At 69.2% G+C, this 16,748-nt stretch carries 11 protein-coding genes; 5 read left to right on the forward strand and 6 right to left on the reverse strand.

Features of this window, described 5'->3' with window-relative positions; genetic code table 11:
• Nucleotides 1-73 precede the first annotated feature (73 nt).
• The 4 genes from ACFVYS_RS18525 to metH all read right to left on the reverse strand — a co-directional run bounded on the left by ACFVYS_RS18525 (nucleotide 74) and on the right by metH (nucleotide 8,139).
• The gene (locus tag ACFVYS_RS18525) at nucleotides 74-1,657 is read right to left on the reverse strand and encodes an ABC transporter substrate-binding protein (RefSeq protein WP_389503205.1); all 1,584 of its coding nucleotides are present in this window, start codon (nucleotides 1,655-1,657) and stop codon (nucleotides 74-76) included.
• Nucleotides 1,658-1,721: 64 nt separating this feature from the next.
• Nucleotides 1,722-3,329, reverse strand: a complete 1,608-nt coding sequence (locus ACFVYS_RS18530) for an ABC transporter substrate-binding protein (RefSeq protein WP_389503207.1) — start codon at nucleotides 3,327-3,329, stop codon at nucleotides 1,722-1,724.
• A 479-nt stretch (nucleotides 3,330-3,808) separates the two neighbouring features.
• The gene (locus ACFVYS_RS18535) at nucleotides 3,809-4,507 is read right to left on the reverse strand and encodes an HAD family hydrolase (protein WP_389503209.1); all 699 of its coding nucleotides are present in this window, start codon (nucleotides 4,505-4,507) and stop codon (nucleotides 3,809-3,811) included.
• A gap of 113 nt (nucleotides 4,508-4,620) precedes the next feature.
• Nucleotides 4,621-8,139, reverse strand: coding sequence for a methionine synthase (gene metH / locus ACFVYS_RS18540; protein ID WP_389503211.1), 3,519 nt, complete (start codon nucleotides 8,137-8,139; stop codon nucleotides 4,621-4,623).
• 363 nt (nucleotides 8,140-8,502) lie between these two features.
• Between metH and ACFVYS_RS18545 the strand changes: the two genes are divergently transcribed.
• From ACFVYS_RS18545 to ACFVYS_RS18565, 5 genes are all read left to right on the forward strand, one after another.
• Nucleotides 8,503-9,267, forward strand: a complete 765-nt coding sequence (locus ACFVYS_RS18545) for an IclR family transcriptional regulator (protein ID WP_389503213.1) — start codon at nucleotides 8,503-8,505, stop codon at nucleotides 9,265-9,267.
• Between the two features lie 392 nt (nucleotides 9,268-9,659).
• Entirely contained in the window at nucleotides 9,660-10,454 is a 795-nt protein-coding gene (locus ACFVYS_RS18550) for an MIP/aquaporin family protein (RefSeq protein WP_389503215.1), read from the forward strand.
• A gap of 73 nt (nucleotides 10,455-10,527) precedes the next feature.
• The gene (glpK, locus tag ACFVYS_RS18555) at nucleotides 10,528-12,066 is read left to right on the forward strand and encodes a glycerol kinase GlpK (protein WP_389503217.1); all 1,539 of its coding nucleotides are present in this window, start codon (nucleotides 10,528-10,530) and stop codon (nucleotides 12,064-12,066) included.
• A 9-nt stretch (nucleotides 12,067-12,075) separates the two neighbouring features.
• On the forward strand, nucleotides 12,076-13,692 hold the full coding sequence (locus ACFVYS_RS18560; protein ID WP_389503219.1) for an FAD-dependent oxidoreductase: 1,617 nt from the start codon (nucleotides 12,076-12,078) through the stop codon (nucleotides 13,690-13,692).
• A 203-nt stretch (nucleotides 13,693-13,895) separates the two neighbouring features.
• Entirely contained in the window at nucleotides 13,896-14,462 is a 567-nt protein-coding gene (locus ACFVYS_RS18565; protein ID WP_389503221.1) for an SMI1/KNR4 family protein, read from the forward strand.
• 19 nt (nucleotides 14,463-14,481) lie between these two features.
• Here ACFVYS_RS18565 and mtnK read toward each other — a convergent pair whose 3' ends face one another.
• Both mtnK and ACFVYS_RS18575 read right to left on the reverse strand, forming a co-directional pair.
• Nucleotides 14,482-15,654, reverse strand: coding sequence for an S-methyl-5-thioribose kinase (mtnK, locus tag ACFVYS_RS18570; protein ID WP_389503223.1), 1,173 nt, complete (start codon nucleotides 15,652-15,654; stop codon nucleotides 14,482-14,484).
• Between the two features lie 14 nt (nucleotides 15,655-15,668).
• Nucleotides 15,669-16,715, reverse strand: coding sequence for an ABC transporter permease (locus ACFVYS_RS18575; RefSeq protein WP_389503225.1), 1,047 nt, complete (start codon nucleotides 16,713-16,715; stop codon nucleotides 15,669-15,671).
• Nucleotides 16,716-16,748 lie beyond the last annotated feature (33 nt).

Raw genomic sequence — 16,748 nt, forward strand, 5'->3', positions numbered from 1 at the left:
CTGAAGAACTGGACGAAACAGGAAGGCGCCCCCCGGCCCGGGGGGCGCCTTCCTGCGTGCGGCTGTCGGGTCGTCAGCTCTTGCTGAGTTCCCAGAAACGGAACACCGTGGAGGCGTCCAGGCAGTTCTCCAGGCCGTAGACGTTCTCGCCGACGACCGCGTACTGCTTGGCCTGCCACAGGGGCAGCACGGGCACTTGCTCGGCGACGATGTTCTGGAGCTCGGCGTAGTCCGCGTCGGTCGCGGTGCGGTCGCTCTGCGCCGCGGTGCGCGGGATGAGCGTGCCGGTGATGGCGGTGTCGGTGTAGTTGTTGCTCAGCACGTTGCCCTTGCCGAAGAAGGGCGAGGTGAAGTTGTCGGCGTCCGGGTAGTCGGGCACCCAGCCCTTGACGTAGACGCCGTACTTGCCGGCGGCGACGTCCTTCTCGTACTGGCCGTAGGCGACGGAGCGGACGTCGGCGTCGAACAGGCCGCTGGCGTTCAGCTGGGCCGCGATCGCCTTCAGTTCCTGGTCGGTGGCCGGGCCGTAGCGGGTCGGGGTGGACCAGAGGGTGAGCTTCACCTTGTCGGTGATGTCCTCGTCGGCGAGCGCGGCGGCGGCCGCGGCCCGGGAGGGGCGGGCGCCGTAGCGGTCGAAGAAGGCGGTGTTGTGGCCCGCGACACCGGCCGGGATGATCGAGTAGAGGGGGTCGGCGGTGCCCTCGTAGACGTCCTTGATCAGGGCTTCGCGGTCGATCAGGTGGGCGATGGCCTGACGGACGCCGAGCTTTCCGGCGACCGGGTCGTCCATGTTGAAGACGAGGTGCTGGACCTCGGCGCTGCTGCCCTCGACGACCTCGGCGCCCCCGTCGGCACTGCTCCGCTGGATGTCGGAGACGTCGGCGGCGGTGAGGCCCCGGTAGGCGATGTCGATCTCGTTCCCGAGCAGGGCCTGCTTCAGGGCCTTCTGGTCGCCGCCGAAGAACTTCAGGGTGACGCCGGTGTTGTCGGCTTCACCGGCGCTGCCTCGGTAGTTGTCGTTGACGGAGAAGACGGCCTCGTCGTCGCCGAAGGAGTCCAGCGTGTAGGGGCCGGAGCCGACGGCGGCGCCGTCCTCGCGCAGGCTGTCGGCCTCATACTCCTCGTGGTCGACGATGGAGCCGGCGCCCGAGGCGATCTTGCTGGGGAAGGTGGCGTCGGGAACCTTGAGCCGGAAGACGACCGTCTTGGCGTCGGGTGTCTCCACCTTGTCGAGCATGGGGAACATGATCGCCGGGCCGGCGTCGTCGTCGATCTTCAGCATCCGGTCGAAGGAGAACTTGACGTCCTCGGAGGTGAGCGCGTCGCCGTTGCTGAACTTCAGGCCGTCCTTCAGCGTGCACGTGTAGACCTGGGTCCGCGTGTCCGTGAAGGAGCATTCCCGGGCTGCGTCCGGTTCGGGTTCCGTGCCGCCCTTGGGGAAGCTCAGCAGTGACTGGAAGACGTTGTTGAACAACAGCCAGGAGCCCGGGTCGTAGCCGGAGGCGGGGTCGGTGGCGAGGACGTCGTCGGACATCCCCAGGACCACGGAGGAGGTATCGCCCCCGGAGCCCCCGCTCTGGGTGCCGCAGCCGGTCAACAGGCCGGAGGCCAGTCCCGCCACGATCGGCAGGACTGGCCACGGGTTACGCATGTTCACAAAAAGCCTTGTCGTCGTTTCTCTGCACACCGGGGCCGCCGTCCCGGGCCCCGGAGGGGGTGCGTCAGTTGCTCACGCCGGTGCCGAGCTCCCACAGCTGAAGGGTCGCGGAGGAGTTCAGCACGTAGGCCGTGCCGGTGACGTCGTTGTTCGCGGCCACGTACTGCTTGCCCTGCCACAGCGGCAGGACCGGGACGTCCCTGGCGACGATGTCCTGGATCTCGGTCAGGTTCTTGGCGGCGCTGAGGCGGTCGGCCTCGCGGCGGGACGCCGGGATCAGGTTGTCGATGATGTCCGCGTTGGAGTACGGGGACTTGAGGAAGTTGTCCTTGTCGAGGAACGGGGCGACGAAGTTGTCGGCGTCCGGGAAGTCGGGGAACCAGCCCATGCCGTAGACCGCGTACTCGCCCTTGCGCTCGGCCGGGACGAACGCGTCCCAGGCGGTGCCCTTGATGGTTACGTCGAACAGGCCGCTGTCGTTGAGCTGCTTCTGCAGCACCTCGAACTCCTGCTTGGTGGCAGGGCCGTAGTGGTCGGTCGTGTAGTTCAGCGTCAGCTTCACCGGGGTGGTGATGTCCGAGTCCTTCAGCAGGTCCTTCGCCTTGGCGACGCTCGGGTCGCCGTAGGTGTTGAAGAACGAGTTGGAGTGGGCGGTGAGGGTGGCCGGGACCAACGAGTAGAGGGGCTCGGCCTGGGAGCCGTAGACCTCGGAGACCAGCGCGCTGCGGTTGATGATCTGGGCCATCGCCTGGCGCACGGCCTTGGACTTGACCGCCGGGTCGGTGGTGTCGAAGGCCAGGTAGCGGATCTCGAGGCCGTTCAGCTCGACGAGGCTGATGTCGCCGGCCGCGGAGGTCTCGGAGAGCTTCTGGATCTGCTCCGGCGACATGGTGCGGGTCATCAGGTCGATGTCGCCCTTTTCGAGGGCGGTGCCCATGTCGTCGGCGTCCTCGTACGAGACCATGTCGACCTGGTCGTTGTTCACACTGAGCGTCCCCTTGTAGTTGGGGTTCTTGGTGAACACGGCCTTGGTCATCTCGTCGCCGTCGGTCTCGGCCTTGAGGGTGTAGGGACCCGAGCCGTCGATCGAGAAGCCGTCGCGCAGCTTGTCCTTCTCGTAGTCGTCGGGGTTGACGATGCCGGCGACCGGAGTCGACAACTTGAAGGGGAAAGTGGCGTCGGCGGTCTTGAGATGGAAGATGACTTCGTTGTCACCCTGCGTCTCGATGGTGTCGATCGTCGAGAGCAGGGCGAACACGCCGGAGTCGGCCTTGATGGTGCGGGCGCGCTCGATGGAGAACTTGACGTCCTCGGCGGTGACCGCGTCGCCGTTCGCGAACTTGAGGCCGCTGCGCAGCTTGCAGGCGTAGCGCTCGTTGCCGGTGTCGGTGAAGCCGCAGCTCTGGGCCGCCTCGGGTACGGGCTCACCCTCGCCCTTGGGCTGGATCATCAGGGTCTGCACGGTCTGGCGCAGGATGTTCCAGGTGCCGACGTCGTAGGAGTACGCCGGGTCGAGCGGTGCCGGGGCGTCCTTGGTGACGGTGAACCGGTCGGTGGTGCCCATGACGATGGCGTCCCCACTGCCGCTACCGCCGTCGGACCCGCCGCAGGCGGCGAGTACGGGCGCGAGCAGACTGACCACGGCCGGCAGCACCAAAGTCTTGCGGTTCATGCTCGAGTTTCTCCAGAGCTGTCGAGTCCGTGTACCCGGCATGCAGGGGTGTCGCGGCGGATCACGGGGGTTGGGGCGAGGTTCTCGCGATGAGATTAGTCCGCACCGGCACGAGCGTTCGCAATCACCGGAGTTGAAACTCCATCACGCTGTGAAACCGGCTGCGGACGCACTGAACAGCCGTCACCGGAAGGATTCGTACAGCCACCCATCAATCGGGACACAAGGGCGCGCCGAAGCCCTCCCCACCAGGGCTTCATGCACACAGAGAGTCAGCTGTCGACCCTCGGACGGGTGGGGAACGTCACACGCCGTACAGGGTTCGGGTGGGGGTGGAATTCGGCCGCCGCCGAGGTCTGGCCGAAGATCGGAATTCACCGCGCGCACACCCGCCGAATTCCCGGTTATCGGCGGTGCACGCTGGGTGAACGCCTATCGCATTTCCGTCATCGGCCGATCACCAATGATCGCGGCGCCGATCATCGGAGCGGCATCAGGTCACGCAGAAATGCCAGGTCGACCTGTTCGAGCGACGGAACGACGGTGCGTCGGCGGGACGGCGTGATCGGTGCCACGGAGGGCACCGCGACCACGTGACAGCCCGCCGCCTCGGCCGAGGCGACCCCGGTCGCGGTGTCCTCGATGACGGCGCATCTGGTGGGGTCCACGCCGAGTCCGGCGGCCGCGAACAGATAGGGGTCGGGGTACGGCTTGGTGCGCGGGACCTCGTCTCCTGCCACGCTCAGGCGGAAGTTGTCGGCGCCGAGCGCGGTCAGGACGCGGTCGATGATGCGCCGGTGGGAGGCGGAGACGAGGGCGGTGGGCACCTCGTGCTCGGACAGTTCGGCGAGGAGCTTGGCGGCGCCCGGCATCAGGGGCAGGGCGCGGGTGATGCGGTCCTCGAACCCCTCGTTGAGCAGGACGGTGAGCGCGGCGAGGTCGATGTCGGCCCCGGTCACCTCGATCAGGAACCCGGCGCTGCGGCTCATCGGGCCGCCGACCACGACATGGCGCCACGAGTCGTCGAGGGTGTGGCCCAGGCCGGCGAAGACCTCGACCTCGACGTCCCACCAGAAGCCCTCGGTGTCCACCAGGGTGCCGTCCATGTCGAGCAGCACGGCCTGCAGGGCGGAGCCCTCGGCCGTACGGGTTACTGGCGCGGGAACCGTACTGGTCATCCACATACCTCCTTGAGGGACGAGCAGGCCGGTTCCCGCTGTGGGGAACCGGCCTCCGGTGGACCGACCAGTGTACGACTTATCCGATCAGTGTGCTCAGTGGCACGCCCGCGTCACCGTGCGTTGAAGTACTTCGCCTCGGGGTGGTGGATCACGATGGCGTCCGTGGACTGCTCGGGGTGGAGCTGGAACTCCTCCGACAGGTGGACGCCGATCCGCTCCGGCTGGAGCAGCTCGGCGATCTTGGCGCGGTCCTCCAGGTCGGGGCAGGCGCCGTAACCGAGGGAGAAGCGGGCGCCGCGGTACTTCAGGGCGAACATGTCCTCGACGTCGGCCGGGTCCTCGCCGGCGAAGCCGAGTTCGGAACGCACGCGCGCGTGCCAGTACTCGGCGAGGGCCTCGGCCAGCTGCACGGACAGACCGTGCAGTTCGAGGTAGTCGCGGTAGGAGTTCGACTCGAACAGCCTCGCGGTCTCCTCGCCGATGCGGGAGCCGACGGTGACGATCTGGAAGCCGACGACGTCCGTCTCCCCCGACTCCTCGGGGCGGAAGAAGTCGGCCAGGCACAGGCGGCGGCCGCGGCGCTGGCGGGGGAAGGTGAAGCGGGTGCGTTCGTTGCCCTGTTCGTCCAGGACGATCAGGTCGTCGTCCTTGGACACACAGGGGAAGTAGCCGTAGACGACGGCCGCCTCGAGGAGGTTGTCGGTCTGGAGCTTGTCCAGCAGGCCGCGCAGCCGGGGCCGGCCCTCGGTCTCGACGAGTTCCTCGTAGCTCGGCCCGTCGCCGGTGCGGGCCTGCTTCAGGCCCCACTGGCCCTTGAAGAGGGCGCCTTCGTCGAGCCAGGAGGCGTACTCCTTGAGCTGGATACCCTTGATGACGCGGGTGCCCTCGAACGGCGGCTTCGGGACCGGGTTGTCGGTGGCCACGTCGGAACGGACGTGGCCCTCCTCCGGGCGTTCCTCGGTCTCGACGGCGGCGGCGCTCGGGCGGACCCGGCGCTGCTTCAGCTCCGGCAGCTGCACTCCGGGCACGCCCCGCTTGACGCCGATGAGGGCGTCCATCAGGCGCAGGCCCTCGAAGGCGTCACGGGCGTAGCGGACCTCGCCCTGGTAGATCTCGTGCAGGTCCTGTTCGACGTAGGCCCTGGTCAGGGCGGCGCCGCCGAGGATGACCGGGTAGTCGGCGGCCATCTTGCGCTGGTTCAGCTCCTCCAGGTTCTCCTTCATGATCACCGTGGACTTGACCAGCAGACCCGACATGCCGATGACATCGGCCCGGTGCTCCTCGGCGGCCTCCAGGATCGCGGAGACCGGCTGCTTGATGCCGAGGTTGACGACGTTGTAGCCGTTGTTGGACAGGATGATGTCGACGAGGTTCTTGCCGATGTCGTGGACGTCGCCGCGCACGGTGGCCAGCACGATGGTGCCCTTGCCCTCGGCGTCCGACTTCTCCATGTGCGGTTCGAGGTAGGCGACCGCGGTCTTCATGACCTCGGCGGACTGGAGCACGAACGGCAGCTGCATCTGGCCGGAACCGAACAGTTCGCCGACCACCTTCATGCCGTCCAGGAGCGTCTCGTTGACGATGTCGAGGGCGGGGCGGGTCTGGAGGGCCTCGGCGAGGTCGGTGTCCAGGCCGTTCTTCTCGCCGTCGATGATCCGTCGCTTGAGGCGCTCGTCCAGCGGCAGCGCGGCCAGTTCCTCGGCCTTGCCTGCCTTGAGGGACTTGGTGGTGGCGCCCTCGAACAGCGCCATCAGCTTCTGGAGGGGGTCGTAGCCCTCGGCGCGGCGGTCGTGGATCAGGTCGAGGGCGGTGTTGACCTCTTCCTCGCTGAAGCGGGCGATGGGCAGGATCTTCGACGCGTGGACGATCGCCGAGTCCAGGCCCGCCTTCACACACTCGTCGAGGAAGACCGAGTTGAGCAGGATGCGCGCGGCCGGGTTCAGGCCGAAGGAGATGTTCGACAGGCCCAGGGTGGTCTGTACGTCGGGGCGGCGGCGCTTGAGTTCGCGGATCGCCCCGATGGTGGCGATGCCGTCCCCCCGGGACTCCTCCTGGCCGGTGCAGATGGTGAAGGTCAGGGTGTCGATGAGGATGTCCGACTCCTGGATGCCCCAGTTCGTCGTCAGGTCATCGATGAGCCGCTCGGCGATGGCGACCTTGGTCTCGACGGTACGGGCCTGGCCCTCCTCGTCGATGGTCAGCGCGATCAGCGCGGCGCCGTGCTCCCGGGCCAGCTCGGTGACCTTGGCGAAGCGGGACTCGGGGCCGTCGCCGTCCTCGTAGTTGACGGAGTTGATGACCGCGCGGCCGCCGAGCCGCTCCAGGCCCGCCCGGATGACCGGGACCTCGGTGGAGTCCAGGACGATCGGCAGCGTGGAGGCGGTGGCGAAGCGGCCGGCCAGCTCGTCCATGTCAGCGACGCCGTCGCGGCCCACGTAGTCGACGCACAGGTCGAGCATGTGCGCGCCCTCGCGGATCTGGTCCCGGGCCATCTCCACGCAGTCGTCCCAGCGGCCTTCCAGCATCGCCTCACGGAACTTCTTCGAACCGTTGGCGTTCGTGCGCTCGCCGATCGCCATGTAGGCGGTGTCCTGGCGGAACGGAACGGTCTGGTAGAGCGAGGCGGCGCCGGGCTCGGGCTGCGGGTGCCGCTCGGCGGGCGAGGCCCCCCGGACCCGCTCCACGAGCTGGCGCAGGTGTTCGGGCGTCGTACCGCAGCAGCCGCCGACCAGGTTCAGCCCGTAGTCGCGGACGAAGGTGTCCTGGGCGTCGGCCAGGCCCTCGGCGTCGAGCGGGAAGTGGGCGCCGTCCTTGGTGAGGATCGGCAGACCGGCGTTGGGCATGCACAGCAGCGGGGTGCGGGAATGGCGGGCCAGATAGCGCAGGTGCTCGCTCATCTCGGCCGGGCCCGTCGAGCAGTTCAGGCCGATCATGTCGATGCCGAGGGGCTCCAGGGCGGTCAGGGCCGCGCCGATCTCCGAGCCCAGCAGCATGGTGCCGGTCGTCTCGAACGCCATCGAGACCAGCAGGGGCACCTCGACGCCGGTCGCCTCCATGGCGCGCTTGGCGCCCAGGATCGACGACTTCGTCTGGAGGAGGTCCTGCGTCGTCTCGACGATCAGGGCGTCCGCGCCACCGGCCAGCAGGCCCTCCGCGTTGGCCTGGAAGCCGTCGCGCAGGGTGCCGTAGGCGATGTGGCCGAGCGTGGGCAGCTTGGTGCCGGGGCCGATCGAGCCCAGCACCCAGCGCGTGCGTCCGTCGCGTCCGGCGAAGGCGTCGGCGGTCTCCCGGGCGATACGGGCGCCCGCCTCGGACAGCTCGAACACCCGCTCGGAGATCTCGTACTCGGCCATGGCCGAGTGGTTTGCGCCGAACGTGTTGGTCTCGACGCAGTCCACGCCCGCGTCGAAGTACTCCTCGTGCACGGAGCGGACGATGTCCGGCCGGGTGACGTTGAGGATCTCGTTGCAGCCCTCGAGGTTCTCGAAGTCCTCGAGGGTGGGCTCCTGGGCCTGGAGCATGGTGCCCATGGCTCCGTCGGCCACCACCACACGGGTGGCCAGCGCCTCTCGGAGCGCGGACACACGGGTCCGGCTGTCGGCGGAAGGGGTCGGCGGCACAGAGGCCATGAAAGGGCTCCCTCAGATGCGACGGCTGTCGGCTTTGCGTCACCTCAGGATGCGGGCAGAAAGGCTTCCCGAGACGAGCGCACGCCGTCAGGGTAGCCGGGACGGAGGCCTTATGGTCAGGGGCGTCCACGGGACGGACGGGCGTGGCGGCCTTTCACAGGGCGGCCACGAGCCGGGCACGACCGGAGCACGAGCGCGGCACGAGCGTGCGACGGCCGCGTCACTCCGTGGAGGCGAATGGCGTAACACGTATCGACCGAACATTAGCGAGAGGTCGGCATCGACCGGTAGTGTTCGACATTGCCGAACGGGCGGCAGTAGATGCCGCGCGTGGACGGTCCAGGGGACGGAGGCAGGGCGGCGATGGCACGGAACATCCAGTCGGTCGAACGTGCGGCATCGATGCTGCGGCTGCTCGCCGGCGGCGAGCGGCGACTGGGCCTGTCGGACATCGCCTCGTCCACGGGCCTGGCCAAGGCCACCGCCCACGGCATCCTGCGCACCCTCCAGCAGGAGGGCTTCGTCGAGCAGGACGACGCCTCCGGGCGATATCAGCTGGGCGCGGAGCTGCTGCGCCTGGGCACCACCTATCTGGACGTGCACGAGCTACGCGCGCGCGCCCTCGTGTGGACGGACGACCTGGCCCGGTCCAGCGGCGAGAGCGTCCACCTGGGGGTGCTGCACCAGCAGGGCGTGCTGATCGTGCACCACGTCTTCCGGCCCGACGACAGCCGGCAGGTGCTGGAGATCGGGGCGATGCAGCCGCTGCACTCCACGGCCCTGGGCAAGGTGCTGTCGGCCTACGACCCGGTCGCGCACAGCGAGGTCCTGGAGGCCGAGCGCAAGCCGTTCACGGACCGCACGGTGTGCGAGACGGAGGCCTTCGAGCGGGTCCTCGACCTGACCCGCGCGCGGGGCTACGCGGCCGACGTCGAGGAGACCTGGGAGGGCGTCGCCTCCATCGCCGCACCCATCCACGACCGGCGGCGCATGCCCGTGGGCGCGGTCGGCATCACCGGCGCGGTGGAGCGGCTGGGGCGGGACGGCGAGGTGCGCCCCGAGCTGATCGCCGCGGTGCGGGACTGCGCCCGCGCGGTCTCGCGCGACCTGGGCGCCGGGCGATTCTGAGCGGCTACCGCTCGACCCACCGCTCGACCCGCAGTTTCCGAGAAGTACGTATGAGCAGGCCGGAACGTCCCACGACGTTGCCGGCCTTTGTCATACGCGGAGATAGCCGTTCCAAACGGTCAAAAAAGGGCGAGTGCGTGCGCACCGGCGCGAAGATCGATAACTCGCAGCGATCAATAACGATCGCGCTTTCGATAACAACACTCTTGACGCACACGTAACACCGCGGCAAGACTCCCGTCCACCGGTCGACATTGTCGAACACCTAACGGCAATACGCGCTAGAGTGTGACAACGCCAAAGGCCGGCATCGCTCTCACCCCCGAGGGCGCTCGAACCCCCGGCGGGACCCGGGGTTCGGCTTCCCTGGACGAAGGACAAAGGAGTCGCGGGTGTCCAGCTCCGACATCTTCATCGGCGAGACCATCGGTACCGCCATACTCATCCTGCTCGGCGGTGGCGTCTGCGCCGCCGTCACGCTGAAGGCCTCCAAGGCCCGTAACGCCGGCTGGCTCGCCATCACCTTCGGGTGGGGTTTCGCCGTTCTGACGGCCGTCTACACCTCGGCGCCCCTCTCGGGCGCCCACCTCAACCCGGCGGTCACCCTCGCACTCGCGATCAAGGACGACGACTGGAGCAACGTTCCGGTCTACTGGGCCGGGCAGCTGCTCGGTGCCGCCATCGGCGCCACCCTGGTCTGGGTCGCCTACTACGGCCAGTTCCACGCCCACCTCACCGACAAGGAGATCGTCGGCGAGCCGGAGGCGGAGACCACGAAGGCCAAGTCGGTCGAGGCGCGGGAACAGGGCGCCGGCCCGGTCCTGGGCGTCTTCTCCACCGGCCCGGAGATCCGGGTCGTCTGGCAGAACCTCGCCACGGAGATCATCGGCACCATCGTGCTCGTCCTCGCCGTGCTCACGCAGGGCCTGAACGACAAGGGCAACGGCCTCGGCAACCTGGGCGCACTGATCACCGCGCTGGTGGTCGTCTCGATCGGTCTGTCCCTCGGCGGCCCGACCGGTTACGCGATCAACCCGGCCCGTGACCTCGGTCCGCGCATCGTGCACGCTCTCCTGCCCCTGCCCAACAAGGGCGGCTCCGACTGGAGCTACGCCTGGATCCCGGTGGTCGGTCCGCTGATCGGCGGCGCGATCGCTGCGGGTATCTACAACGTCGCTTTTGCTTAAGAGCACCAGCCACACGCGTAGTCAGCAGCGCCGTACAGACAGCCCCCTCACCACGGAAACCCAGGAGCACACCGTGACCGACGCGCACACCGCCGGCCCCTTCATCGCCGCCATCGACCAGGGCACCACCTCCTCGCGCTGCATCGTCTTCGACCGGGACGGCCGTATCGTCTCCGTCGACCAGAAGGAGCACGAGCAGATCTTCCCGAAGCCGGGCTGGGTGGAGCACAACGCCACCGAGATCTGGACCAACGTCGAGGAGGTCGTCGCCTCCGCCATCGCGAAGGCCGGCATCACCCGCGACGACATCAAGGCCATCGGCATCACCAACCAGCGTGAGACCACGCTGCTCTGGGACAAGAACACCGGTGAGCCCGTCCACAACGCCATCGTCTGGCAGGACACCCGCACCGACGCGCTCTGCAAGGAGCTGGGCCGCAACGTCGGCCAGGACCGCTTCCGCCGCGAGACCGGCCTGCCGCTGGCCTCGTACTTCGCCGGCCCCAAGGCCCGCTGGCTGCTCGACAACGTCGAGGGTCTGCGGGAGCGCGCCGAGGCCGGCGACATCCTCTTCGGCACCATGGACAGCTGGGTCATCTGGAACCTGACGGGCGGTGTGAACGGCGGCCGGCACGTCACCGACGTCACCAACGCCTCCCGCACCATGCTGATGAACCTGCACACCATGGAGTGGGACGAGAAGATCGCCGAGTCCATCGGCGTCCCGCTCCAGATGCTCCCGGAGATCCGTTCCTCCGCCGAGGTGTACGGCGAGATCACCGGCGGCAAGCTGGGCGACCTGCTCGGCGGTATCCCCGTCGCCTCCGCGCTCGGCGACCAGCAGGCGGCCCTGTTCGGCCAGACCTGTTTCGCGGAGGGCGAGGCCAAGTCCACGTACGGCACCGGCACCTTCCTGCTGATGAACACCGGTGAGAAGCCGGTCAACTCCTACAACGGCCTGCTGACCACGGTCGGTTACCGCATCGGCGACCAGAAGGCGGTCTACGCCCTCGAAGGGTCGATCGCCGTCACCGGTTCGCTGGTGCAGTGGATGCGCGACCAGATGGGCCTGATCTCCACCGCCGCCGAGATCGAGACCCTCGCGCTCTCGGTCGAGGACAACGGCGGCGCCTACTTCGTGCCGGCCTTCTCCGGCCTGTTCGCCCCGTACTGGCGCTCCGACGCCCGCGGTGTGATCGCCGGCCTCACCCGGTACGTCACCAAGGCGCACCTCGCGCGCGCCGTCCTGGAGGCCACGGCCTGGCAGACCCGTGAGATCACCGACGCCATGACGAAGGACTCCGGCGTCGAGCTCGCGGCGATCAAGGTCGACGGCGGCATGACCTCCAACAACCTGCTGATGCAGACGCTCTCGGACTTCGTGGACGCCCCCGTGGTGCGCCCGATGGTCGCCGAGACCACCTGCCTCGGCGCCGCCTACGCCGCCGGCCTGGCCGTCGGCTTCTGGACCAGCACCGACGATCTGCGCGCCAACTGGCGCCGGGCCGCCGAGTGGACCCCCCGCATGGACGCGGAGACCCGCGACCGTGAGTACAAGAGCTGGCTCAAGGCCGTCGAGCGGACCATGGGCTGGCTCGAGGACGAGGAGTAAGAACCCCACATGACCAGTCAGACCACCCTGAAGTCCGTGCCTGCCCTGGGGACGCACCCGGCGTCCGGCTCGAACCCGAGCCGCGCCGAGACCCGGGAACAGCTCTCCAAGGCGTCGTTCGACCTTCTCGTCATCGGCGGCGGCATCCTGGGCATCTCCACCGCCTGGCACGCCGCGCAGTCCGGGCTCAGGGTGGCTCTGGTCGACGCCGGGGACTTCGCCGGCGCCACCTCCTCCGCCTCGTCCAAGCTCCTCCACGGCGGTCTGCGCTACCTGCAGACCGGCGCGGTGAAGCTGGTGGCGGAGAACCACTTCGAGCGCCGTGCGGTCTCCCGCCAGGTGGCCCCCCACCTGGCGAACCCGCTCACGTTCTACCTCCCCGTGTACAAGGGCGGGCCGCACGGCGCGGCGAAGCTCGGAGCGGGCGTCTTCGCCTACTCCGCGCTGTCGGCGTTCGGCGACGGCGTCGGTCACCTCCTGTCCCCGGCCAAGGCCGCGCAGGACGTGCCCGAGCTGCGCACCGACAACCTCAAGGCCGTGGCCGTGTACGGCGACGACCAGATGAACGACGCGCGCATGGCGCTGATGACGGTCCGCGCGGCCGTCGAGGCGGGCGCCGTCGTCCTGAACCACGCCGAGGTCTCCGGGCTGCGCTTCACCAAGGGCCGGGTCACCGGCGCCGAGCTGCGCGACCGGCTCTCCGGTGACGAGTTCGGCGTGAGCGCCCGCCTGGTGCTCAACGCGACCGGTCCCTGGGTCGACCACCTGCGCAGGATGGAGGACCCGAACGCGGCTCCGTCCATCCGCCTGTCCAAGGGCGCCCACCTGGTTTTGAAGCGCACCGCCCCCTGGAAGGCCGCGCTCGCGACCCCCATCGACAAGTACCGCATCACCTTCGCCCTCCCCTGGGAGGACATGCTGCTGCTCGGCACCACCGACGAGGAGTTCGAGGGCGACCCGGCGGACGTCGCGGTCACCGAGAAGGACACCGCCCAGATACTCGACGAGGCCGCGTTCTCCATCCGCGACCAGCAGCTCGACCGTGACCTGATCACCTACGCCTTCGCGGGTCTGCGCGTGCTGCCGGGCGGTCCCGGCAGCACGGCGAAGGCCAAGCGCGAGACCGTGGTGACCGAGGGCAGGGGCGGCATGCTGTCCGTCGCCGGCGGCAAGTGGACGACCTTCCGGCACATCGGCCGTACGGTGATGCAGAAGCTGGAGGCGCTGCCCGGCCACCCGCTGGGCGACGACTTCGAGCCGATCTCCTCGCTGCCGAAGAAGCTGCCGCTGCCCGGCGTCGCCAACCCGCGCGCGGTCGCCCACCGGCTGCTGGTCGACAACCCGGCGCCCGGCCCGCGCATGGCGGCCGACACCGCCAGGCACCTGGCCACCCACTACGGCTCGCTGGCCTTCGACATCGCGCGGCTGGCCAACGAGAACCCCGAGCTGGGCGCGCGCGTCCACCCGGACGCCCCCGAGATCTGGGCGCAGGTGGTCTACGCCCGCGACAACGAGTGGGCGCAGACGGCGGACGACGTGCTGCGCCGCCGTACGACGCTGACGATCCGCGGTCTCGCCACGGACGACGTCCGCGGCAAGGTGCAGGACCTGCTCGACAAGAAGTAGGTCCGGGTCGCCCGAAGAACAGACCCTCCACAAGACCCTCCGCCGGCCTGCTCCCCTGACCGGGGCCGGCGTCGGGAAACGGCCCCTCCGTACCGGGGCCGGAACAGGAAGGGGCGGCTCCACCCCTATGGGGCCGCCCCTTCCGCATGCCCGTTCACCCTCGTGGCGGTCGGGTTGTCAGTGCCGGGTGCTTTCCTGGGGACATGAACATCGATCAGCCGGATCCCGCCGAACTGGCTGCCCTGCGCAAGGCCTTCGCCGTGGACGACGGCGGGGCGTCGGCGCTCGGCTGGGAGGCGGTGCGCGCCTTCGAGGCGGAGCACGGGGTGGTGCTGCCGGAGCCGTACCGCACGTTCGTGGCGGAGGTGTCCGACGGGTCGTTCCAGGGGCCGCCGGAGTACGGCCTCGTGGGGCTGGCCGAGCTGCCCTCGGACTGGGGCGACGACGGGGCGCGCCGGGACCTGGCCAAGCCGTTCCCGCTCACCCGGCAGTGGCTGTGGGAGGAGGAGGACGCGCCCTTCGGGGACGAGGACCCCGAGGCGGTCGTCGAGCAGGTGCTCCACCACGGTTCCGTGGTGCTGGGGACGGACGGCTGCGCGATGAACTGGCATCTCGTCGTCACCGGCCCCCACCGGGGGCGGATATGGCTCGTGACCGACGTGGGTGCCATGCCGTTCGACGCGGAGTCCGGCCGCACGACCTCCGCGCCCGGCTTCGCCGGCTGGGTGGCGCACTGGGCGGCGGGCAAGGAGTGGTTCGACGCCGGGTGAGCGGCCGACCCGAGGCCGGTCAGCCGAGCGACTCCACGAGCGCCCGTACCGCGCCGACGTCCGTCAGTTCCTCGCGCCGCACGATCAGTTCGCGGCCCAGCAGCAGCGCGCGGCGCGATGCCGGCACCGGGTCCGGCAGGGTCGTCAGGTCGGTCAGGTGGGCGAAGCCGATGATGCGGCGGACGATCTCCGTGCCGGCGTAGCCGACGGACTCGGTCCACACGCGGCGCAGGAAGCGGTCGAGATAGGCGTCGTCGAAGAAGGCGTCGACGCGGGTCGGCCACAGGCGGCGGAACTCGGCCTCGAACGCCTCCCAGGACAGCCGGAGCTGGTCGGCGTGGTCGGACAGCGCGCCCAGCGCCCGCGCCCGCTCCTCGGAGACCAGCACATTGGCCCAGTAGAGGCCGAGGTCGTAGCCGATGGGGCCGACGAAGGAGAACTCGGGGTCGAAGACCCGGACGACCGGGGCACCCGCACGCCTGCCGACCATCACGCTGCCGGTGTGCAGGTCGCCGTGGAGCAGGGCCTGGGCGCTGGTCATGAAGGTGTGGCGGAGGTCGGCGACCTCGGTGCGCAGCCGGGTGTCGGCGCGGAAGGCCGCGGCCAGGTCTTCGAGGCCGGGGTGCCAGTGGTTGTGTTCGTGCTCGATATACGGCTCGGACAGCACGACGTCCTCGGTGATCTTGCACAGCTCCGGGCTGACGGAGGCCGCGATCAGCGCCTTGCGCTCGGCGGACGGCATACCGAAGTCGCTGGTGGCGAAGGAGAACTGGGCGACGAACTCGCCGATCCTCGCCGAGGTGTGCGGGCCGTAGGCCGCGCCCTCGTTGAGCAGCGTGCGCAGTACCTCGAGGTCGGACATGTCCTCCATGACGAGGGCGTAGTTCTCGGGGTCGTAGCCGTGCACCGCCGGGATCTTGTCGGGGGCGACCTTGGCGACCTGTTCGTAGGCGCGGGCCTCGGCGTCGGCGCGGTCGGGGTTCATCGGCCAGGAGGGACCGGCGACGCGGACCCAGGGCAGGGCCTGCTTGACGGCGAGGCTGCGGGTGCCGTCGGCGGAGGAGGCCAGGAACACCCGGTTCATGTTGCCGTCCGACACCTCCCGGACCCGGATGTCCGCGAGGTCCTCCCAGTGGCCCCGCTCGCCGAGGTAGGCGGGGATGTCGTCGGTCTCCAGGATGCGGTAGCCCATGGTCGTGAACTCCCTTATGCGGTGCGGCGCTTGGACAGGGTGAAGCTGAAGACCAGGGCGAGGATCAGCACCGCGCCCTCGACGACGTCCTGCGTGTAGTACGGCAGGCCCTTGATGGTCAGGCCGGTGGTGATGATGCCGATGAGCACCGCGCCGAGGGCCGTGCCCCAGACGTTCGGCCGGCCGCGGCCCAGGACGGAGGTGCCGACGAGTGCCACCGCGACCGCCTCCAGCAGCTGGGAGGTACCGGCCGACACATCGCCCTGGCCGATCCTGGACGCCAGGATGAGGCCGCCCACCGAGGCGAGGACGCCGGAGATGACGTAGGCCAGGGCGCGGTAGGCGCCCACCCGGATGCCGGCCAGCCGGGAGGCCTCGGGGTTGGCGCCGATGGCGTACAGGACGCGGCCCCAGCGGGTGCGGGCGAGGAAGACCCAGGCGGCGATCGTCAGACCGCCGAAGATCAGCACGGAGATCGGGATGCCGAGGACCGTGCCGCGGTCGATCTTCAGGAAGCCGTCGGTGAATTTGCCGGGCGCGGTCGATCCGTCGGACATCGTCATGCCCGGAGTGATCGACTGGCCGTCGACGAGGATCAGCTTGCTGCCCTGGATGACGAACATCGTGCCGAGGGTGGCGAGCATGTCGGGGATCTTCAGTACGACGATCAGCAGGGCGTTGAGCAGGCCGGCGAGCGCGCCCGCCACCAGCACCGCGAGGATCGCGACCGTGCCGACCTGGTTGAAGACGACCATCGTCTGGGCGGCGACGGAGACGCCCAGTCCGGCGACGGCCCCGACGGACATGTCCATTCCGCCGACGGCCATGGTGAGGGTGACACCGAGACCGAGAATGGCGGCGACGGAGACGTACCGCAGGGTGTCGAGCAGGGTGGCCGACTCGCGGAAGGAGCCCTCGCTCAGCGCGAAGTACAGGAACAGCGCGACCGTCACGAAGATGAAGCCGTACTTGATCACGGCGTTCTGGACGCGCACCGCGGTGGAGGTCACCGGCGGGAGGACCGCCTTGGTGGGGACCTCGGTGCTCTGGGTGGTGGTCATGGGGTGATTCCTGGGCCTTCGTGGGGACGGGCC

Origin of the sequence: Streptomyces sp. NPDC058295 (genome assembly GCF_042880655.1) — a bacterium.
GTDB lineage: Bacteria > Actinomycetota > Actinomycetes > Streptomycetales > Streptomycetaceae > Streptomyces > Streptomyces coriariae.